Source organism: Arthrobacter sp. AL12 (assembly GCF_029960645.1).
Classification (GTDB): domain Bacteria; phylum Actinomycetota; class Actinomycetes; order Actinomycetales; family Micrococcaceae; genus Arthrobacter.
In genome coordinates this window covers 41,383-60,482 of record NZ_JASBQY010000008.1, presented here as the reverse complement: position 1 = coordinate 60,482, position 19,100 = coordinate 41,383, and the positions used below count along the sequence as shown (strand labels likewise).

The 19,100-nt window shown below is 68.3% G+C and carries 22 protein-coding genes; 15 read left to right on the top strand and 7 right to left on the bottom strand.

What is annotated here, in order from left to right; genetic code table 11:
* Positions 1–64 precede the first annotated feature (64 nt).
* The 11 genes from QK291_RS10770 (at position 65) to QK291_RS19060 (ending at position 8,603) form a co-directional block, all read left to right on the top strand.
* The gene (locus QK291_RS10770) at positions 65–1,186 is read left to right on the top strand and encodes an acyl-CoA dehydrogenase family protein (RefSeq protein ID WP_282381598.1); all 1,122 of its coding nucleotides are present in this window, start codon (positions 65–67) and stop codon (positions 1,184–1,186) included.
* 12 nt (positions 1,187–1,198) lie between these two features.
* Positions 1,199–2,011 (top strand): PhnD/SsuA/transferrin family substrate-binding protein, encoded by an 813-nt coding sequence (locus QK291_RS10765; protein WP_282381596.1) that lies wholly within the window; start codon positions 1,199–1,201, stop codon positions 2,009–2,011.
* Positions 2,002–2,997, top strand: coding sequence for a radical SAM protein (locus tag QK291_RS10760; protein ID WP_282381594.1), 996 nt, complete (start codon positions 2,002–2,004; stop codon positions 2,995–2,997). Before QK291_RS10765 ends, QK291_RS10760 begins: the two co-directional genes overlap by 10 nt.
* Before the next feature lie 138 nt (positions 2,998–3,135).
* A complete protein-coding gene (locus QK291_RS10755; RefSeq protein WP_282381591.1) occupies positions 3,136–3,261 on the top strand; it encodes a hypothetical protein in 126 nt (41 codons plus the stop codon).
* Positions 3,254–3,811 (top strand): TQO small subunit DoxD, encoded by a 558-nt coding sequence (locus QK291_RS10750; protein ID WP_282381589.1) that lies wholly within the window; start codon positions 3,254–3,256, stop codon positions 3,809–3,811. The genes QK291_RS10755 and QK291_RS10750 overlap by 8 nt, the downstream gene beginning before the upstream one ends.
* Positions 3,808–4,221: a hypothetical protein gene (locus QK291_RS10745; RefSeq protein WP_282381587.1), complete on the top strand. Its 414-nt coding sequence runs from the start codon at positions 3,808–3,810 to the stop codon at positions 4,219–4,221. Before QK291_RS10750 ends, QK291_RS10745 begins: the two co-directional genes overlap by 4 nt.
* A 106-nt stretch (positions 4,222–4,327) precedes the next feature.
* Positions 4,328–5,053: a glycosyltransferase family 2 protein gene (locus tag QK291_RS10740; protein ID WP_348994570.1), complete on the top strand. Its 726-nt coding sequence runs from the start codon at positions 4,328–4,330 to the stop codon at positions 5,051–5,053.
* A complete protein-coding gene (locus tag QK291_RS10735) occupies positions 5,050–5,754 on the top strand; it encodes a DUF2064 domain-containing protein (RefSeq protein WP_282381585.1) in 705 nt (234 codons plus the stop codon). Before QK291_RS10740 ends, QK291_RS10735 begins: the two co-directional genes overlap by 4 nt.
* A gap of 14 nt (positions 5,755–5,768) precedes the next feature.
* Positions 5,769–7,226, top strand: a complete 1,458-nt coding sequence (locus QK291_RS10730) for a glycosyltransferase 87 family protein (RefSeq protein WP_282381583.1) — start codon at positions 5,769–5,771, stop codon at positions 7,224–7,226.
* 21 nt (positions 7,227–7,247) lie between these two features.
* Positions 7,248–7,994: an MTAP family purine nucleoside phosphorylase gene (locus QK291_RS10725; protein WP_282381581.1), complete on the top strand. Its 747-nt coding sequence runs from the start codon at positions 7,248–7,250 to the stop codon at positions 7,992–7,994.
* A gap of 207 nt (positions 7,995–8,201) precedes the next feature.
* Complete coding sequence (locus tag QK291_RS19060; RefSeq protein ID WP_348994569.1) at positions 8,202–8,603, top strand: NAD-dependent epimerase/dehydratase family protein; 402 nt, start codon at positions 8,202–8,204, stop codon at positions 8,601–8,603.
* A 100-nt stretch (positions 8,604–8,703) separates the two neighbouring features.
* Here the strand turns inward: QK291_RS19060 and QK291_RS10715 are convergent, their stop codons facing one another.
* Complete coding sequence (locus tag QK291_RS10715; protein WP_282381580.1) at positions 8,704–9,426, bottom strand: hypothetical protein; 723 nt, start codon at positions 9,424–9,426, stop codon at positions 8,704–8,706.
* A 119-nt stretch (positions 9,427–9,545) separates the two neighbouring features.
* Positions 9,546–10,448, bottom strand: coding sequence for a YegS/Rv2252/BmrU family lipid kinase (locus QK291_RS10710; RefSeq protein WP_282381578.1), 903 nt, complete (start codon positions 10,446–10,448; stop codon positions 9,546–9,548).
* Between the two features lie 124 nt (positions 10,449–10,572).
* On the opposite strand from QK291_RS10710, the gene QK291_RS10705 reads away from it, so the two are divergent.
* From QK291_RS10705 to QK291_RS10690, 4 genes are all read left to right on the top strand, one after another.
* Entirely contained in the window at positions 10,573–11,529 is a 957-nt protein-coding gene (locus tag QK291_RS10705) for a DnaJ domain-containing protein (RefSeq protein WP_282381576.1), read from the top strand.
* Positions 11,530–11,550: 21 nt separating this feature from the next.
* Entirely contained in the window at positions 11,551–12,018 is a 468-nt protein-coding gene (locus QK291_RS10700) for a tRNA (cytidine(34)-2'-O)-methyltransferase (protein WP_282381574.1), read from the top strand.
* Positions 12,019–12,248: 230 nt separating this feature from the next.
* The gene (gene sigK, locus QK291_RS10695) at positions 12,249–12,854 is read left to right on the top strand and encodes an ECF RNA polymerase sigma factor SigK (RefSeq protein ID WP_282381572.1); all 606 of its coding nucleotides are present in this window, start codon (positions 12,249–12,251) and stop codon (positions 12,852–12,854) included.
* Between the two features lies 1 nt (position 12,855).
* Entirely contained in the window at positions 12,856–13,746 is an 891-nt protein-coding gene (locus QK291_RS10690) for an anti-sigma factor (RefSeq protein ID WP_282381570.1), read from the top strand.
* A gap of 110 nt (positions 13,747–13,856) precedes the next feature.
* On the opposite strand, the gene QK291_RS10685 is transcribed toward QK291_RS10690, so the two are convergent.
* The 5 genes from QK291_RS10685 to QK291_RS10665 all read right to left on the bottom strand — a co-directional run bounded on the left by QK291_RS10685 (position 13,857) and on the right by QK291_RS10665 (position 18,936).
* Positions 13,857–14,423, bottom strand: a complete 567-nt coding sequence (locus tag QK291_RS10685; protein ID WP_282381569.1) for a gluconokinase — start codon at positions 14,421–14,423, stop codon at positions 13,857–13,859.
* Between the two features lie 71 nt (positions 14,424–14,494).
* Positions 14,495–15,274, bottom strand: coding sequence for a PIG-L deacetylase family protein (locus tag QK291_RS10680; RefSeq protein ID WP_282381567.1), 780 nt, complete (start codon positions 15,272–15,274; stop codon positions 14,495–14,497).
* Between the two features lie 4 nt (positions 15,275–15,278).
* On the bottom strand, positions 15,279–16,232 hold the full coding sequence (locus tag QK291_RS10675) for an electron transfer flavoprotein subunit alpha/FixB family protein (RefSeq protein WP_282381566.1): 954 nt from the start codon (positions 16,230–16,232) through the stop codon (positions 15,279–15,281).
* 14 nt (positions 16,233–16,246) lie between these two features.
* On the bottom strand, positions 16,247–17,047 hold the full coding sequence (locus tag QK291_RS10670; RefSeq protein ID WP_282381779.1) for an electron transfer flavoprotein subunit beta/FixA family protein: 801 nt from the start codon (positions 17,045–17,047) through the stop codon (positions 16,247–16,249).
* Positions 17,048–17,265: 218 nt separating this feature from the next.
* Positions 17,266–18,936 carry a trypsin-like peptidase domain-containing protein gene (locus QK291_RS10665; RefSeq protein ID WP_282381565.1) on the bottom strand — a complete coding sequence of 557 codons (1,671 nt, stop codon included), beginning with the start codon at positions 18,934–18,936 and terminating at the stop codon, positions 17,266–17,268.
* Positions 18,937–19,100 lie beyond the last annotated feature (164 nt).

Here is a 19,100-nt window from a genome sequence, read left to right as displayed (position 1 = left end):
CCGTGATCCTCGTCAGCATTCAATGCAGGCACGCGGGGGCGATCAGGGCGGACGGGTGAGTGGATTGTCAACGGGCCAGGCACTGGACGATGTGGTCAAGGTCGCGCGGGAGCACGCCGAGAGGGTGGACTCCGACGGTGTTTATCCTCTTGAGGCGGTCGCGGAGTTGCGGGCCAGCGGGCTGCTGGGGCTGGTGCTTCCCATAGAGGCCGGCGGTGCCGGTGCCGGGCCTGGGGAATTCACCGAGACGGTCATTGCGCTGGCGGAGGCCTGCGGTTCAACGGCGATGATCTATCTGATGCATGTCACCGCCGCAGTCTCTATTGCTGCCGCTCCGCCGCCGGATCTGCCGAACCTGCTTGCAGGGATGGCGCGCGGGACAACGCTGGGCACGCTGGCCTTCAGTGAGCGGGGATCCCGGTCACATTTCTGGGCGCCCGTATCGATCGCGACCGCCAGCGGGACTTCTGTCCGGTTGCGCGCGGATAAGAGCTGGGTGACGTCGGCCGCCCACGCCGATGTCTATGTGGTCTCGACCGGTGCGCCCTCGGGGGTTCCTGGCGAGGTGGACCTGTATGCCGTTCCCGCCGGTACGCCGGGTCTAAACGTTGCCGGTCCCTGGCGGGGGCTCGGGTTGCGCGGCAACGACTCCGCACCGATGACCGTCGACGCCGGCATTCCGGTCGGGTACCGGCTGGGTGGGCCGGCGTCGGGCTTCGCGCTGATGATGGAGACGGTGTTGCCGTGGTTCAACCTCGGCAACGCGGCGGTCTCGCTGGGTCTGGCATCTGTCGCTACCCGGGCCGCTATCGAACACGTTGGAGCGGCCAGGCTCGAACACCTAGGCCAGTCGCTGGCCGGGTTGCCTACGATCCGGGCCCAGATCGCCCGGATGGGCATCAGCCTGGCCGCGCAGCGTGCTTACCTGGCCCATGCCGCGGGCAGCGTCGCGGCTCCCGGGGAAGACACGATGCTGCAGGTGCTCGGCATTAAGGCCTCGGCCAATGATGCCGCACTTCAGATCACCGACGCGGCCATGCGGGTCTGCGGGGGTGCGGCGTTCTCCAAGCACCTGCCCATCGAGCGGGCCTTCCGTGATGCGCGGGCTGGCTCGGTAATGGCGCCGACCGCGGATGCGCTCTACGACTTCTATGGCAGGGCCGTCACCGGCCTGCCGCTGTTCTGAGGGGGCCGGATCATGTCCGAGCAGCTGCTGGTCGGGGCCGTGGCGTACTCACCTAATGTGGTGCCCATCTGGGAAGGCATCCGCGAATACTTCACGCAGTCGCCGGCACCGATGGACTTTGTCTTGTTCTCCAACTATGGACGCCAGGTCGAGGCCCTTCGGGCCGGACAGGTCGACATCATCTGGAACACCAACCTGGCCTATGTGCGTACGGTCATGCAGACCGGGGGCCGGGCCCGGGCACTGGCGATGCGCGACACCGACACACGGTTCGCGACCGTGTTCGTCGCCCGCAGCGGAAGCGGGCTCTCCGGCCCGGACTCCCTCGCCGGACAGCGGCTGGCTCTGGGGTCCGCAGACTCGGCCCAGGCTGCCATCCTGCCGCTGTACTATCTGGCCCGGGCCGGCCTGGACCTCAGTTTGCTGGACGTGACGCGGTTCGATAGTGACATCGGGAAGCACGGTGACACCGGGCGCAGCGAGCTGGACGCTATCGACGCGGTATTTGCCGGCGAGGCAGACGTGGCGGCCATCGGAATCTCCACCTGGGAAGGCATCGGGGGCGGGGAGCTGATGCCGGAGGCGCTGGAGGCGGTGTGGCAGACCGAACCGTACTGCCATTGCATGTTCACCGCCCTGGACACCCTGCCCTCCGAACGCTACGAACCGTGGGTCAACACGCTGCTGGCCATGGACTGGGAGCGGCCCGAGCACCGCCGGATCCTGGAGCTCGAGGGCCTGCGGCGCTGGGTCCGGCCCGAACTCGACGGCTACGCCGGGCTGTTCGCCGCCGTCGAAGAACAGGGGGTGACCCAGTGGTGGTGATCCTGGACCTGGTGCGCATGGTGGGGACCCTGGCCGAGGGTGCCTCCGGTGCGGTGACTATTGGCTCCGCGACCGAGTTTGAGCTGGTCCAACGCTGGTGTGAACGAACGGGCAACACCCTCATGACCAAGTCTTGGACCGACGTCGGTCCCGTCGTCGTACGTCGCGGCCGCCTGCCCGACCCGGCGGTGACGCTGGGACCGGATCGCCTGCCCGGGGCCCGGCTCTGGCTGTACACGAACTTCCACTGCAACCTAGCCTGCGACTACTGCTGTGTCGCATCCTCACCCAAGGCCGAGCGCCGGGAGCTTGGCGTCGAACGAATCGGCCGCCTGGTCGAGGCGGGCGCCGCCTGGGGCGTCCAGGAGGTTTATCTCACCGGTGGCGAACCGTTTCTGCTGCCTGACATTGCCCGGATTGTCACAGACTGTGTCCGGCTGCTGCCAACCACCCTTCTGACCAACGGCATGCTGTTCCGGGGGCCCGGGCTTCGTTCCTTGCGGGCGATGCCGCGCGAGGGCTTCGCCCTGCAGATCAGTCTGGACTCCCCGACCCCCGAGATCCACGACGGGCACCGCGGTGCCGGCAGCTGGGCCCGGGCGGTGGCCGGGGTCCAGGTTGGACTGGGCGAAGGTTTCCGGGTCCGGGTGGCTGCCACCATCGCCTCGCCCCAGGCGAGCGATCTGGCCGCCCTGCACGATTTTCTTGACGGGCTGGGCATCCCCCGGACCGATCAGGTCATCCGCCCGGTCGCGCAGGAGGGAGCCTCCAGCACCGGAGTCCAGTTCAGCCGCGAAACACTGGTACCCGAAGTCACAGTCACCGCCGACGGGGTGTACTGGCACCCCGTAGCCGCGACAGACGACCAGGCCCTGGTCAGCACGCAGATCGAACCCCTGGGACCGGCGCTCAGCGAGGTCTACCGGCTCTTCGCCGAACAATGGGCTGCAGCCGGCGCGGCCGCCAAGCTTTTTCCCTGCGCGTAGGACCGGCCAACAGTGTCCGGACCGGCTCAGCGGTCCGACCGAAATCAGTGGTGCGCTCATGCGTTTCACAGCGCACCCGCCGTCGACCGAAGCGCTGTGCGGGTCGCCCAGAACAGTCCTTGGGGCTACCATAAAGCCATGAGCCCCAACGACGAGGTGATTGTCGCACAGACACGCGGAGGCCGTGTGGCATTGGCGGCCGGCACTGTTCCCTTCAACGACACCCTCAAGAAGGAAAACAGCAAGGTCTACGACCATGTCTGATCTGGCCGCGACCACGACACCGGCCGGGAGGACCGCTGCCGAAGAACTCGACTCCGGTCGGACCGCCCGGGCCGTCATCGCCGGCTTGCGAATTACCGTGGCCTTGTTGTGGATCCAGAACGTTGGCTGGAAGATCCCCCCCGACTTCGGCCGCGACCAGGGCACAGGGCTATTCCAGTGGATCAGCTACGCTGTTGAGAATCCGGTCGTCCCGCCGTTCTCCTGGCTGGTCCAGAACGTCGTTTTACCGAACCTCACACTGTTCGGCTACGCCACTCTGCTGGTCGAGTTCAGCCTCGGCGCGTTCCTGCTCGCCGGCCTGCTCACCCGGTTCTGGGCCGCGATCGGCATCATCCAGACCCTGTCCATCACTATGTCGGTCCTGAACACGCCCAACGAATGGCACTGGTCCTACTACCTCATGTTCGCCGTGCACGCGGTGCTGATCGCCACGGCCGCCGGCAGATCCGCGGGCCTCGACGGCCTCCTCCGTCCCCGCTGGCGGACCTCGTCGACCCGTCTGGCCAGGTTGGCCTTGAGGGCATCATGACAGGTCCTGGTAGCGCCCTTCGTCCCGGGCTGGACCGGAGAACCCGTCGCCGGGCGCTCACGCTCAGTGCCGTCACGGGGGCAACCGCGCTCTTCGGACTCATCGACTACGATCCGCTTAAGCTGGTGCCGGTCAATCCGGTCCAGGCCGTGGTTCTACTCGTTCTTGCCCTGATCGGCTTCGCCGGGACCATGCTCGGATCGCGCCCGATTCTGTTCGGCGTCGGGGCAGTGATGATCGCCCTGGGCCTCATCCGCCTTGTCACCTACGGACAGGCGTTCGGGCTGATCGCCGGCAGCGTCGGAACGGCAGCGCTGCTGACCGGACTCGGCATGGCCTTTATCGGAAGCATGCTCGTCGGTGACAAACCAACACCTGAACGGCGACCCACGCCCATCGGGCCGGACTAATGGCTGCGGCCGGCGAGCCATTCCTGGCCCGATGTGAGTCCCGCGAGGCGGTGAACTGGCCAGGGACAAGACCCCATCCGCGTGCCTGGACCCATGGCGCCGAGCGGTGAGCAACGTGGCCGGGCCCACCGTGGATGTTGTTCTGCCGTGTCTGAATGAATTCGGGGCATTGCCGTGGGTGCTGGCCAGGATGCCTCACGGGTACCGGGCCATCGTGGCGGACAATGGCTCCACCGACGGCTCGGCGCACGTTGCGGCGGAGCTTGACGCGACCGTAATCAGGGAAAGCCGGCGAGGTTTCGGGGCGGCTGCCCATGCCGGCCTGCTCGCCACTACGGCGGACTTCGTGGCGTTCTGCGACTGCGATGGCTCCCTGGATCCGTCCGGGCTGCCTGCCCTGCTGGCGCCTGTCATGGCCGGCACCGCCGATCTCGTGCTGGGCAGCCGCCAGCGGCAGCGGGGTTCATGGACTTTTCACGCCCGTAGCGCCAACCATGTCCTGGCCTGGTGGCTGCACGGCCGCACCGGCGAAGCCATCACCGACCTCGGCCCCATGCGGGCCGCACGCCGCTCGGATCTTCTGACCCTTCAGCTTGAGGACCGCAGGAGCGGATATCCGCTGGAGATGATTCTCAAAGCCAGCCTGCGGGGCTGGAGGATCATCGAACTTGCGGTGGTTTATGCCCCCCGCACGGGCAAGTCGAAGGTATCCGGAACAGCCCTGGGCACCGTGAGGGCTGTGCGCGATATGTCGGCACAGCTCCGGGCGGCAGCGCCCGTGGCTGCTGCAGGGCCGGTCCGCAGCCTTCCCGGCAGCGAGGCACAGCCATGACGCCGACGCTGGATCTGCAGGTGGCAGTCTTCGCCAAGGAGTGCCGGCCGGGCCGGGTGAAGACCCGGCTGACGCCGCCCTTGACGCCCAATCAGGCCGCTGACCTGGCCCAGCTCAGCCTCAGCAGGACCCTCGATACAATCAGGCTCCTGCCGGTACGCGAACGGCTGCTGGTGATGGACGGGACACCGCGCGCCCGGGATGCCGCAGGATTCGCCGTGGTGGCCCAGACCGAAGGCCTGCTGGATGAACGGCTCGCTGCAATCTGCGACGACGCCACAGGCCCCTTGCTGATCGTTGGCATGGACACACCCCAGATTTCAGCGTCGCATCTTGCCCCGCTACTCCTGGACTGGTCCGCAGCGACGCCCCAGCACGATGCCTGGATGGGACCGGCTGAGGACGGCGGCTTCTGGGCGCTGGCCCTCCGCCGGCCCGATGGCCTGCTGGTCCGCGGCGTGCCGATGTCCACGGACAAGACCGGAGCCGAGCAGCTCTCCCGGCTGGCGGCGCGCGGACTCTCAGTGGGGCTGTTGCCGGCCCTAAGGGACATGGACCACATGGACGATGCGCGGGAGATCGCCGCGGAAATCCCGGGCACCGAATTCGCAGCCGCGGTGGCGGCCGCGATCGAACAACTGCAGGCCGAAGACCGCGGCGACAAGCCTCACGCCCGCGTTGTGGTCTCCGGGCCGGCCTAGGACAGGATCAAGGGGTGGAACCCGCTACGGGGGAGCACGCAGCGGCGGACACCAGTTTCAGGCTGCAGGCGCTGCTGGCTTCGCGGTTGCTTGCGCTGCTGGCGGCAGGTGCGTTCTTGCTGTGGTGGATGGTGCTTCCCGGCAACCGGTTTGCTTCGGCACCCATCGTCGGATCCTGCCTTTCCTGGCTGGTTCTCCTCGCGGCTGTGCGTACGCTGCGGCACGTGCCGCGGGAGCGCGTCGGCGCCCTGGTCATCGCAGGAATGGTGCTGCTGGGGCTGGCTGCCATGAGTGCCCCGCCCCGGACCAGCAACGATTCCGCCCGGTATGCGTGGGACGGCATCGTGCAGAAAGCCGGGGTTTCCCCGTATGCGTTCGTGCCCATCGATGAGACCCTGGCCGATCACCGGCCGGCCTGGTTGTTTGCGCCGGGCACGTCAGGTCCTGACGGGAAAGCTGTCTGTCCAGTGGATCTGTTTGGGACAGAGTCCGTGGCCGCCACGGGTTTTCCGTCCGGAAACCCCCTCTGCACGGCCATCAACCGGCCGCATGTGCCCACGATTTACCCTCCCACGGCTGAGATCTATTTCCTCGCGGTCCGGGCAGCGGTCCCTGACGCTGTAGGCTACCTGCCGTTCCAGCTGTGCGGGCTGCTAATCGGTGCGGCCGTCACACTGATGCTGCTCAGGGTGCTGGCCTGCACCGGCCTGCCCGTCCGCCTGGCCGCCGTTTGGGCCTGGAGCCCGTTCATGCAGCTCGAAGCGGTGAACAACGCCCACATCGACGTGCTCGGTGGCGCGCTGCTCCTCGGCGCGGGGATGCTGCTGGCTACCGGCAAACCCTTCCGGTCCGGCGCTGCCTTCGGAGCCGCCGTGGCCACCAAACTGATCCCCCTCATCGCCGCTCCCGCCCTGCTGTTCAGGCATCCGGCACGTTTCATTGCCTCCGCGGCCTGCACCTTCCTGCTCCTGTACGCGCCCTTTCTGCTGGCAGCCGGCTCCGGGGTCCTGGGCTTTTTACCCCAGTACCTCAAGGAAGAGGGCTACAGCCAGGCCGGCGGCCTCAGGTTCGGCCTGGCACGGATCGTCTCGGCCGGCCCATGGCCCCTCATACTCAGTGCCGCGGCACTGGCGGTGGTCGCCCTGGTTGTGCTCCGCACAACGAATTCCCGGAACATCTGGGAGCGGCAGACGCTTATGATCGGACTGACGCTGCTGATCGTGAGCCCCAACTACCCCTGGTACGCGCTGATGCTGTTGCCCTTCATCGTCCTGAGCCGCAGGTGGGAGTACATCGGCGTGATCCTCGCCCTGGATGTCATCTACATGGGCCCCTCCACCGCACCGTCTGACGCGATGATCAACCAGGCCGCCCTTCTCGCCGCAGCCCTTGCCGTGGCCGCCGCCGCCTGGCTGCGCCACCGGGCCAGGTTCGTGCCGGACGGCATTACAACAGATTGGAAGAAACGGTGAGCCAGGGTATTCAGACGCCCTGTGACGCTGGCGGAAATAGCCGGGCGCACCGTGGCGTTTCTGCCCCGGCATGGCGACGACCACTCGCTTCCCCCGCACAGGATCAACTACCGCGCCAATCTGTGGGCGCTCAAGATCCTTGGCGTCGAGGCAGTCCTTTCCTCATCGGCCGTCGGCGGCCTCCGGACACAGTATGCGCCGGATACCTTCGTCGTCACGGATCAGCTGACTGACCGCACCTGGGGCCGGGCGGACACCTTCTTCGACGGTGCGGCCTTCCGTCGCGCCGAACCTGTCGGGGTGCAGCACCTGCCGGCCTCGGAGCCCTTCTGCCCGGGGCTGCGGGCGCGTCTGTCCGAGTCGCTGGCGGCCGCCGGGTTCCCGCATGCGCCCACCGGGACAGTGGTAGCCATCAACGGGCCCCGCTTCCCGACGACAGCCGAATCGGCCTGGTACCTGGCCGGTGGTGCCGACATCATCAGCATGACCCAGTACCCGGAACCCGTCCTGGCCGCTGAACTGAACATGGGCTTCGCCAATCTGGCCTACGTCACGGACTCCGATACCGGCCACGACGGATCGGCCCCTGTCACTGCAGGCGCGGTGATTGACCGGCTCAGGAACGCCCAGGAGCACATCCTCACTATTGTGGCGGCAACCGTCGCAGCCATCGGCGGCGACTACGTCCCGCCGCGGCACACGGACCAGTCCGCCGTGGACAGGACCATGGCCCAGCCGGCCTCGCCCGGCGGGATGGATGCCGGATGAGGCTCCTGGTCACCGGAGGAGCCGGTTTCAAGGGGCTCCCACATTGTTGATGCCGCCCTGGACAAAGGCTGGCAGGTGCGCATCCTGGACTCCCTGGCCGCCCATCCACCCTGACCCGCCCATGCTGGACCCCCGGGTGGAGCTGATGACCGGCGACGCCACCTACGCGGCAACGGTGCAGCGCGCACTGGATGGAATCACCACCGTGTGCCACCAAAGTGCGAAGGTGATCCCCGGAGCCTGCAGACCGGAGAAATCCTGGTTCCGGGGCTTGTCACAGAAGATGCCCGGCTGGACCCGCGGAATGTCTACGCTGCATCAAAGCTGAGCCAGGAACATCCTGCCGCCTCCTGGGCCCGGGCTGGCGCCGGCACGGCGATTGCGCTGAGATATCACAATGTTTACGGGCCGCGGATGCCGAGGGACACGCCCTACGCCGGGGTTGCTTCCCTCTTCCGCTCAGCTCTCGCCCGCGGCGAGGCACCAAGGGTGTTTGAAGGCGGCGCACAGCGGCGAAGCTTCATCCACGTCCGCGACGTCGCCGCCGCAAACATTGCCGCCATGGAGTCCCCTGGCCAGTCTACGGAATCGCGCCCGGAGTCCGGTTGACTCGGCTCTCGCAGACCAGACAGGAGTGAACCGTTCCCTCCACGGACCTGGGCTGGGCCTACTGGGCCTACCGAAGGGCAGACCCAGCCACGCGGAGGTCTCAACCCGACGGAGGTACGACGGCGATCCACGCCTCGGCGTCGGTCCGGGCCGCGGCCAGAGTCGCGGCGTCGGGGCAGGAGACGGACAGGTACACGGAGGAGCCCGAGGCACTGAACAGCCGTGCGTAGACTGCCGTGGCCCGGGCACCGCCCCGCTCTCCGCCCGTATACACAAGAACCTCGACGCGCGGGGCAGGTTTGCCGGGTTCTCCGCCCCAGCGCAAGGTCTCCGGTTTCAGGTAGGCCGGAAGAATGCTGGCATCAAGGTAATGGAAGAGCGCTTCCGTGGATGCCCTGTCATCTCCGGAAACGGCGAGGGCGGCCTGGTTGCCCCGGACCTTTGCCGAGACCACACAGCCGTCCTCCTTGACGTACTCACTGGTCCCGGCGACGTTTTCCTTGCCCGGAGTCCACCGCGGCACCTCACGCAGCCCGTCGGAGAGCCGGACGGGCACGCCGGCCTCCAGTGTGCCGCCGGCGGGAAAGGGCATGTCCCGCGCCGCAACCGCAGCGGCATCGTGCCCGGGAGTGATGGTGGGCGTGGCCAGAGTCGGAGTCGCCGGCGCCGCCTTGGGTGCGGACGGGTCCGCAACGCCGACGCTGCAGCCGGCCAGCGCGACCGCGGTCGCGAACGCCAGGAACGCGCGGTTCCCCCGCTTTGCGCGGAGGGCGTGACGGGAACCAGCCATTGCCGTGACGCCGGTTTCCCGTTTGCTTCCCATGCCCCGCTCCGCCCCAATTCGCCATCCCGGCTCCGCGTTCCTGCCCGGAGCCCCCGCACGAGTCTAGACTCTCGCCGCGAAAGCATCGCCGGGACCCGGCGGCCGGCCTTGCCGCCCTGCTAGGCCAGGACCCGCACGGCCCCGGGAACCACCTCGATGGTGAGCGGCAACGGCCCGATCCGCTCACCGTCCGCATAGGCCACCACCGCATCCGCGGACAGCTCCACCTTGCGGACGCACCGGATGTGTACGGCCGAATGCCCGAGGTGGCCGCCGGAAAAGACCTTCGGAAAGACCCTCAGCAGGGCCAGCCGGGACAACGGGCCGACGATGAAGAGGTCCAGGCGCCCGTCGTCGAGCATGGCCTGGGGCGTGATCTTCATGCCGCCCCCGATATATTGGCCGTTGGCGACCGAAATCAGCATCGCGCGCTGCTGCCAGCTCTCGCCGTCGGCCGTCACCGTGTAGTCGATCGCCCGGAACGAGGCGAGTTCGCGGAGCATGGCCAGGTAGTAGCGGGCCTTGCCGCGGGGCCACCGCCAGGCGTTGGCCCGTTCGTTGACGGCTGCGTCGAACCCGGCGGAGACCACACCGGCAAACCAACGGGATGTCCCGGGGGACGAGGCCCTTCCGGCGTCGATGAGCCTCCCGCCGGAGGCCAGGGCCGCGAGCACCGCCGCGCAGGCGCCGGGAACGTTGTGCGCCGGCACGCCGAGCGCCCGCGCCATGTCGTTTCCGGTGCCGGCCGGGACAATCCCGAGCGGGACCGTGCCAAAGGGCAGGCCCGATCCGGCGAGGGCATTGACGCCAAGGTGGACCATGCCGTCGCCGCCCACCACCACCAGGGCGTCGATTCCTGCGGCGAGGGCCTTATCCACGGCACGTGCCAGCGCGTCGTACGAGTCCTCGCACAGGACCCTTACGTCTGCCCCGGCTGACCGGAAGTACGCGGCGGCTTCGTTGCCGGCGTGCCGACCGCGGCCAAAGGAAGCCCGCGGGTTGACGGCGACGGCGATGATCATGCGCTGAATTATGCCAGTGGTCGGGAACCTTCAATGCCGGTACGCTCGTTCTTCCCATGCCGGTTAAACTGGCCACGCCGGACGTCCAGGATGGGCTGGCACCACCGAGGCAAAGGATTCTTGCTTGACGCAGGGCAACAGCTCTCACTACCAGGTCCTCCGGATCCCCGTCACGGCGACGGAAAAGGAAATCAAAGTGGCCTACCGCAAGGCCGCCCGCACCGCGCACCCCGATCACGGCGGAGACCCGGCAGCGTTCCGGCGCGTCACACTCGCGTACGAGACGCTGATCGATGCCAAGAGCCGGGCCGACTACGACCGGTCCTACGGGGGCGGCCGCGGCGCCTTCGCCGGGCCCGCCCCCGACGACGGAGCCCACTTCGATGCCCCGGCGGCCGGCAGCCGAGCCTCGGCCACTGTCCGGCGCCCCAATACGCCACGGAACACGGCCTCCGACGCCCCGGTCTACGTCCCGCCCTTCGAACAGTACGCCGGGACCGGCGAGGTGCCGCTGATCCCGGCGAGCCTGGCCAGCCAGCAGGTCCACGGGTTGCCCCGCAAGCGCGGCATCTTCGGGGCCGAGGCCCGGATCCAACGGGAGATGCGGACGGTGCAGCTCATCAGCCGGCAGATCCTCCCCGCCATCCCGGCCGCACGGCTGATCAACGGGCTGCAGTCCCCGGCGGACAACAGCCATATCGACCATGTCGTGCTCTCCGGCTACCGCATGGCTATCATCGGCTCGATGCTGCTGCCGCCGGGAGCGTATGCCTGGAACGGCAGCGCCCTGACCCACGGCGGACGGTCCGTCGCACCGCCCCAGCTGGCCCATGTGGTGCGCCGCATGCAGGATATCTTTCCGGAACTGAACGTCACCGGCTGGACCGTGGTCCACAGCACCGACGGCAACCTGCACGAACCGGTGATCGACCGGCACCGCCGTTCGGGGTCGCACGAGACCGTGCAGGTGGTCAACGCCGCCGGGCTCGCCCGCGGACTCAAGCAGTTCCTGGGTTCCGGACCGGCCCCCAACACCGTCATCGTCCCGGTGCTGGCCCGGCTGCTGCGCGGGATGCACTAGCCGGCTCGCTAGGATGGAACCGTGTTCCGCATCCTCTTCCACGCCCCAGAAATCCCCGGCAATACCGGCAACGCCATCCGGCTGGCCGCCATCACCGGAGCCGAGCTGCACCTGGTCGAGCCCCTGGGCTTCGATTTCTCCGACGCCAAGCTGCGCCGGGCCGGCCTCGACTACCACGACCTCGCCGTTGTGACCGTCCACCCGGACATCGACGCCGCCTGGGCCGCCCTCGCTCCGGAGCGCGTCTTCGCATTCACCTCCGACGGCGAGGCGTCCTACACCGACATCAGTTACCGGCCCGGGGACGTACTGCTGTTCGGCCGGGAATCAGTGGGCCTGACAGAGGAACTCAAACATGACCCCCACGTCACGTCCCGCGTCCGGCTGCCGATGCTGCCCGCGCTGCGCTCCCTGAACCTTGCGAACGCAGCCTCCATCGCGGTCTACGAGGCGTGGCGCCAGAACGGTTTTGCCGGCGCCAGGCTGTAGGCGCCGCAACTTCTTCCCCTGCCGGCCCATCCGGTGGCCCGGCCGTCCCGAATCACTGCTGAAGCCCAGTTCCATTCACGGGCGCAGCGTACGTGGAAGGGAGCGAGGAGCGGCAGGTGACAACCATGCAGGTGGATAGATGTCCAGCCCGGCGTGTTGTGGGCGACCACGACCCAGCAGCAGCCCGCCCTGACCCGCGATTGTCGGCGCGCACCTTATGCTTGGAGGTGATGGACACTCCCAACGCCCCGATTCCCGAGGCCGCCGCTCCCCCTGGCACGCCGGCCGACGTGAACCGCCGCCTCGGCGCACTGCTGGGGCAGATTGCCGCCGGCGACCAGGCAGCCTTCGCCGAGTTCTACGAACTCACGTCCCGGCGCGTCTTCGGCATGGCCCGGCGCGTACTGATCGATGTGGAACTCAGTGAGGACACCACCCAGGAGGTGTTCCTCCAGGTCTGGCAGAACGCCTCCAAGTTCAACCCCGAGGCCGGCAGCCCGCTCGCCTGGCTCATGACCATCTCGCACCGCAGGGCCGTGGACAAGGTCCGTTCCTCCCAGTCCTCCACCGACCGGGAAGCGAAATACGGCGCCAGCAGCCAGGACATCGACCATGATTCGGTCTCCGACGAGGTCGGCAGCAGGCTAGAGGCCGAGGCTGTGGTCCGGTGCCTCGCGACGCTGACCGAAACACAACAGGAATCCGTGCGGCTGGCCTACTACGGCGGCCTCACCTACCGGGAAGTCGCGGAGAAGCTCAACGCTGCGGTACCCACCATCAAGTCCCGCATCCGCGACGGACTGATCCGTCTGAAGACCTGTCTGGGGGTGAGTTGAGATGACCGACACAAACGCACAGAACAACGGCCGCGTCCCCGGCGGCTTTGCAGCGGATATCGCCACTGACCTCTCCTCGGGACGCGCGGCAGACCTCGCCGAGGTGTATGCCCTGGACGCCGTGGACGCCGCCGAACGCTCGGCCATCGAGGCTTACCTCCTCTCGGCTCCGCAGGCCGAACGCGCCGCCTTCAATGAGCGCGTCCGCCACGCCCGGGAGACCCTCGCGACCAGCTTCGCCGCCGAGGAAGAACCGCCGGCCGGCCTGCTGGACCGGATCATGGCGGCCCTGCCCAGCCAGGACGCCCCTGCAATGCCGGGCGCCCACCCGTCCCACGAGCTGTCGGCGGTCCCTCCGGTCGTCGCCCGCCCCGTCCGGGAACCCTCCGGGCTCCCCGTCACCGACGAACTCGGCGACGCCCGGAAGCGCCGGGAGGAACGGCGCCGGCCGCAGGGAATGCGCAACTGGCTCGTCGGCGTCGCGGCCGCAGCCATCATCGCCCTGGGCGGTGTCGGCGTCGGCGCCTACGTGGCAAACCAGAACGATCCACTGAACCAGGTCCTGCAGGCCGGCGATGTGCGTCAGGCGACCGTCAACGTCACCGGCGGCGGCACGGCCACGGTGTCCCTCTCGACGTCAAAGGACGCGATCGTCGTCAAGATGAACGACGTCCCGGCGCCGCCTGCCGGGAAGGTCTACCAGATGTGGCTGATCCCCAAGGACGGCTCGGCGCCGGTCTCCCAGGGCCTGATGGACGCGGAGGCGCTGTCCAAGCCGGCCGTCGTCAAGGGCATCAGCACGGCGTCAGCCCTCGGCATCACGGTGGAACCGACCGGTGGATCGGCGTCGCCAACCACCCCGACCGTCGCCGAAGCCCCGCTGGGCGCCTGACGACGGGGCCTGGACCCAACCCGCGCCAACGAAGCCGGGCAGGCTTTGGACCTCCTGAAGGTCCAAAGCCTGCCCGGCTTTGTGCTGTCGGTGCCGGCCGCCGGTTTCGGCTACGCCCTGCCGGCGCCACCGGCGCCGCGGGCCGCCCGGGCGCCGCTGTATCCGGCGCCGAGGTCGAGCCGGTCGATGATCTCCTGCGCTTCATCCGCAGGCGCCGAACTGACGCTGAGCGTGATGAATTTTTCGTCCCCGGCGGGAGCCTCGAGGGCCTCGAACTGGGACTCGAGCAGGGACGGGGGCATAAAATGCCCGTGCCGGGATGCCAGCCGGTCCGAGATCCGGTCCCTGCTCCCGTCCAGGAACACGAACACGACACCGTCGCCGCGCAGGACATCCCGGTAACGCTTCTTGAGCGCCGAGCACGTCACGACGCCGGGAATGCCGGAGTCCGTGTGCTGCCGGATCCAGCCGGCGATGCTTTCCAGCCAGGGCCAGCGGTCGGCGTCGGTCAGGGGCTGGCCGGCCTGCATCTTCGCCACGCTCGACGCGGGATGCAGATCATCGCCTTCCGCGAAATCCCAGCCCAGCCGGCCGGCCAGGAGGCCGGCCACCGTTGACTTTCCTGATCCCGAGACGCCCATGATCACGAGCACTGGGTGCTGCGCAGTTTTCGCCATCAAAGCCTGCCTCCCTCAAATAAATATGATTTAAACCCCAGCTTAGGGGAGAGAGCAGCTCCGGGGCAAGGCTAGAACCCGGCGATGGTCCCCGGTCCGTTGACTGTGACGACGTGGAAGGCCTCCGCGCTGCGGCCGGCGGGGAGACCGCCCCGTTCCGCGGTCCGGAGCATCAGCCCGCGGACGGTGCGGTCCGTGGCCTCGACGTCCGGGTGCTGGCTGACGTGGATGTGGATCGCGGCGAGTTTGGCCTCGACGTGGCCGGTAACGTCGACGACGTGGTTTTCGCGTTCCTCCGGCCCGGCGAAGAGCCACAGCCACGGCAGTTTGTAAGCCTTAAGCCCCGCCTCGGCCAGCTCGGGATACGCGAACGGGTTCTCCAGCGCCGGATACACCGCCCGGGTCACCGCCTCCCCCACCGCCAGATGGTCGGGGTGGCTCTTCTGGATCCGGTTCCAGTTCCGTTCCGGGTGCATCGAGAGCACAACGTCGGGGCGCAACTGACGGATCAGCCGCACCACCTCCCGGATCACGGCGTGCGAGGGCTCAAGGTAGCCGTCGCGCTCGTGCAGGTAGTGGATATCGGTCACTCCGACGAGCGCGGCGGCACGGCGTTGTTCCTCGTTCCGCAGCCGGACAATCTCATCCCGCTGCGCCGGGTCAAAACCCCCGGCGTCCCCGTCGGTCATGATGCAGTAGCTGACCCGCACCCCTGCGGCGGTCCAGGCCGCGATGGTGCCCGCTGCGCCGAAGTCGATATCGTCCGGGTGCGCGGCGAAACAGAGCACCCGCTCGATCCGGTGGTGTTCCGGATCGAGCGGGCTTTGCGCCTGCGCGGCGAAGGTGTTCAAGGAATCAGGCCTTGCGCTTCTTGATTTCTGCGGTTGCCTGCGGCAGGACCTGGAAGAGGTCCCCGACGATGCCGAAGTCGGCGATCTCGAAAACGGGCGACTCGGCATCCTTGTTCACGGCCACAATCACCCTGGCGGTCTGCATGCCGGCCTTCTGCTGGATGGCCCCGGAGATACCCGCCGAGATGTACAGCTGGGGAGACACGGTCTTGCCGGTCTGGCCGATCTGCGCGTCGTGGCCGATCCAGCCGGCATCGGTGGCGGCCCGGGAGGCGCCGATGGCGGCACCGAGGGCATCGGCCAGGTCTTCCACCGGGCCGAAGTTCCCGTCGACGCCGCGGCCGCCGGCCACCACAATCCGCGCCTCTGCGAGGTCCGGGCGGCCGCTGGCGGCCTTCTCGTTGCGGGCCGTGATCCGGGCCGAAGCCGCGGTGGCGGTCGCCGGCACCTCCACGGTGACGGTTCCCGGCGCGGTGCCGGTGACGGCGGGGTCGGGGGTGATGCTGTTGGACTTGACCGTCAGGACCGCGACCGGCGTCGACGCCTTCGCCGTGGTTGTCCAGGAGCCGGCCAGCACGGACTTGTGCGCGGTTCCGTCCGGGTCCACGGCGACGACGTCGGTGATGACGCCGGCACCGAGCTTGATGCCCAGTCTGGCCGCGATTTCCCTAGCCTCCGCCGAGTTCTCGGTCAGTACGACGGTGGCCTCGGCGGTCTGCACCGCGGCGGCCAGGTAGGAGGCCTTGGGGCCGACGAGGTAGTCGTCGAGGTCCGCGGTGGAGGGCCGGTACAGCGCCTGGGCGCCGTAGGCTCCCAGTGTCGCCGCAACGTCGTCGTGCAGCTCTCCGTTGAAGGCGACGGCCGGCTCGCCCAGGGACCGGGCGATGGTGAGCAGCTCCAGGCTGGCCTTCTTCAGGGCCGGGCCGGGGTTGTCAATGAATACAAGCACTTTTGCCATGTCTGGTAGTCCCCTTAGAGCAGCTTCTGGGCGGCCAGGAACTCAACCAGCTGGATGCCGGCGTCGCCCTCGTCCGTGATGATGGTGCCGGCAGTGCGCGCCGGGCGTACCTCGGCGGATTCGACGGCGGTCCAGGATCCGGTCCGTCCAACCTGCGCGGGGTCGACGCCGATGTCCGCAAGGCTCAACGTGGTGATGGTCTTTTTCTTCGCCGCCATGATGCCCTTGAAATTCGGGTAGCGGGGGTCGTTGATCTGGTCCGTGACCGAGACGAGGGCCGGCAGCGTGGCCTCGACCGTGTCCGCGTGCGAGTCGCCGTCGCGGCGGGCGGTGAGCTTGCCGCCGTCGAGCTCCAGCGAGGCCGCGAAGGTGACCTGCGGAAGGTCGAGGCGCTCCGCGAGCTGGGCCGGAACCAGGGACGTTTCGCCGTCCGTGGAGGCCATGCCGGTGATGATGAGGTCGGCGGGGGTGTCCGCACCGAGGTGGCGGATGGCGGCGGCCAGTGCCAGCGAGGTAGCGGCGGCGTCGGACCCGGCCAGCGCGTCATCGCTGAGGTGGGCGCCTTCGGTGGCGCCAATCTGCAGGGACTTCTTCACGGCGTTGACCGCCCCGGCGGGACCCATGCTCAAGGCAATGACCTTATTGCCGGCCGCTTCACCGCCGCGGGCCTCGATCAGCTGCAGTGCGGCTTCGAGGGCGTACTCATCCAGTTCGGACAGGATGCTCTCGGAGCGGTCCGCCGTGTTGCCCTCGCCGGTGAGGTGCCGGTCGAACTGGGCGTCAGGGACGTGCTTGACCAGCACGATGATCTTCAATGTCTCTTCCACTGTGTTTACAGCAGCCTTCCATGCGGGTGGACAGCCAGCCGGGTAGGGTCCTGGCCACGGAGCGCCCGGAGTGCCGGGTAAGTCCTAGCTAACCATATCGGGGAGCACGGGCACGGCTTCGGTTAAGGCCTGTGTCAGGGCCGCGGACGGCGAAGGCCGGACGGTTGTGCCGTCCGGCCTCCGGGTGGTGACGCCGGGTGCTGGTCCTATTGCTCGGCGGCCGCGCCGAGGGTCACGTCCAGCTGCTGTTCCTTGCCGCCGCGGAGGACCATGACCTTGACCAAGGCCCCCGCGGGCTGCTCGCGCACGGCGGCGGTCAACTGGTTCGGGTCGCTGATCGCGAGGTCCTGGAACTTCGTCACGACGTCGCCGACCTTGACGCCGGCCTTGTCGGCGGCGGAGCCGGGCTCCACAGTCGCGACCTCCGCCCCGATGGAGAAACCGGAGGCCGAGGAACTCGCGGTCTTCTGCTTTACGCTCACGCCGAACTGGCCGTGCGAGGCCTTGCCCGTGCTGATGATCTCCTGGGCGACGCGCTTGGCGTGGTTGATCGGGATGCTGAAGCCAACGCCGATGTTGCCGCTGCTGGCGGCGGTACCGCCGGCGGAGGCGATCGCGACGTTCACGCCGATGATCTCCCCCTTGGTGTTGACCAGGGCGCCGCCGGAGTTGCCCGGGTTGATGGCGGCATCCGTCTGGATCACGTTGATCGAGATGCTTCCCTGGTTGGCGGTGCTTTGGCTCTGCCCGCCGTCCGGCGGGGCGAACTGGAAGCCCTGGTCGCCGCCCTGCGAGCCGTCCGTGCCTTCCTTCGGCGCGGCCGATGAGGCAACACTGATGGTGCGGTTCAGGGTCGACACGATGCCGTCAGTCACGGTCCCGGTAAGGCCCAGCGGCGATCCAATCGCGACGGCGGTATCGCCGACGTTCAGCTTGCCGGAGTCGCCCAGGACTGCCGGGACCAGACCGGTGCCGTTCTGGATCTTCACCACGGCGAGGTCGGACAGCGGATCCGTGCCGACGACCTCGGCGCTGTAGACCCTGCCGTCACTCATCCGGACTTCGATCGCGGCGTTGGCCGCCGTGCCGTCGAGGGTGACAACGTGCGTGTTCGTGAGGACATGGCCCTCGCCGTCCAGGATGATGCCGGAGCCCGTGCCGCCCTCACTGCCGCTCGATGCCTTAATGGTCACGACACTGGGGGTGGCCTTCAGGGCCGCCGCGGTGATGGCGTTCACGTCTTCGCGGTTGTTCACGATGACAGGGCCGGCCTGGCTGCTGCTGCTGCTGCCGGACCCGGTGGATGTGATGGCCGGGCCCTCGAGCAACTGTGTGGCGCCTGCGACCACGCCGCCGCCGACCAGGCCGGCGGCGAGGATGCTGGCCACCAGCGTGGGGACTCCGAAGGCAGCCTTGCGCTTCGGCGCGTGGGCCGGGTCGGAGGCATACGGCGACCCGGGCTGGTTGCCGCCATAGCCGCCGTGCTGGGGCTGGCCGTTGGGCCCCTGGCTGCCCTGCGGGTTGCCCTGCGCGTCATGCGTTGGCTGGGGCTGGCCGAAGGCGGAGTTGCCGGCCGGCCGTCCGTACCCGGGGGCGGGCTGTGGGCTGGGCTGGCCCGGGGCGTGGCCCTGCTGGAGGTGTCCCTGGGGGGCGCCGAACTGGTGCGTCTCCGGTGCCGGGGGTCGGCCGTAGGACGGCTGGTGCTGCGGGTAGACCGGCTGCGCGGAGATGTCCGCGGCCTGGTCCAGCCGGAGCGTCGGATTCTCGGGTGCTGAGTCCGGCGCCGGGGCAGCCTGCGGATGCGCCGGAGCGCCCTCGTTCGACGTGGCCGGCTCCCGGTTCTCTGGTGACGGGCCCTGCGCTGGGTTCTCAGTCATAAGACTTCCTTTCATCCTCGTCTATATCTAACTATGGACGAACTCACTGATACTAGGGCGCGCGTTTGCTGGGAGCTTGCTGAACACCGGAAGCGCCGAGTGCGGCATTGATCCGAGCGGTTCAGCGCTTTTCGCTGGTGGCATATTCCCGCCGGTGGACGGCC

Bases quoted from the DNA above. Each gene is read 5' to 3' on its own strand.
- QK291_RS10765 (WP_282381596.1), top strand. From the start codon at position 1,199: ATGTCCGAGCAGCTGCTGGTCGGGGCCGTGGCGTACTCACCTAATGTG.
- QK291_RS10755 (WP_282381591.1), top strand. From the start codon at position 3,136: ATGAGCCCCAACGACGAGGTGATTGTCGCACAGACACGCGGAGGCCGT.
- QK291_RS10750 (WP_282381589.1), top strand. From the start codon at position 3,254: ATGTCTGATCTGGCCGCGACCACGACACCGGCCGGGAGGACCGCTGCC.
- QK291_RS10745 (WP_282381587.1), top strand. From the start codon at position 3,808: ATGACAGGTCCTGGTAGCGCCCTTCGTCCCGGGCTGGACCGGAGAACC.
- QK291_RS10735 (WP_282381585.1), top strand. From the start codon at position 5,050: ATGACGCCGACGCTGGATCTGCAGGTGGCAGTCTTCGCCAAGGAGTGC.
- QK291_RS10715 (WP_282381580.1), bottom strand. From the start codon at position 9,426: ATGGGAAGCAAACGGGAAACCGGCGTCACGGCAATGGCTGGTTCCCGT.
- QK291_RS10710 (WP_282381578.1), bottom strand. From the start codon at position 10,448: ATGATCATCGCCGTCGCCGTCAACCCGCGGGCTTCCTTTGGCCGCGGT.
- sigK (WP_282381572.1), top strand. From the start codon at position 12,249: ATGGACACTCCCAACGCCCCGATTCCCGAGGCCGCCGCTCCCCCTGGC.
- QK291_RS10690 (WP_282381570.1), top strand. From the start codon at position 12,856: ATGACCGACACAAACGCACAGAACAACGGCCGCGTCCCCGGCGGCTTT.
- QK291_RS10685 (WP_282381569.1), bottom strand. From the start codon at position 14,423: ATGGCGAAAACTGCGCAGCACCCAGTGCTCGTGATCATGGGCGTCTCG.
- QK291_RS10675 (WP_282381566.1), bottom strand. From the start codon at position 16,232: ATGGCAAAAGTGCTTGTATTCATTGACAACCCCGGCCCGGCCCTGAAG.
- QK291_RS10665 (WP_282381565.1), bottom strand. From the start codon at position 18,936: ATGACTGAGAACCCAGCGCAGGGCCCGTCACCAGAGAACCGGGAGCCG.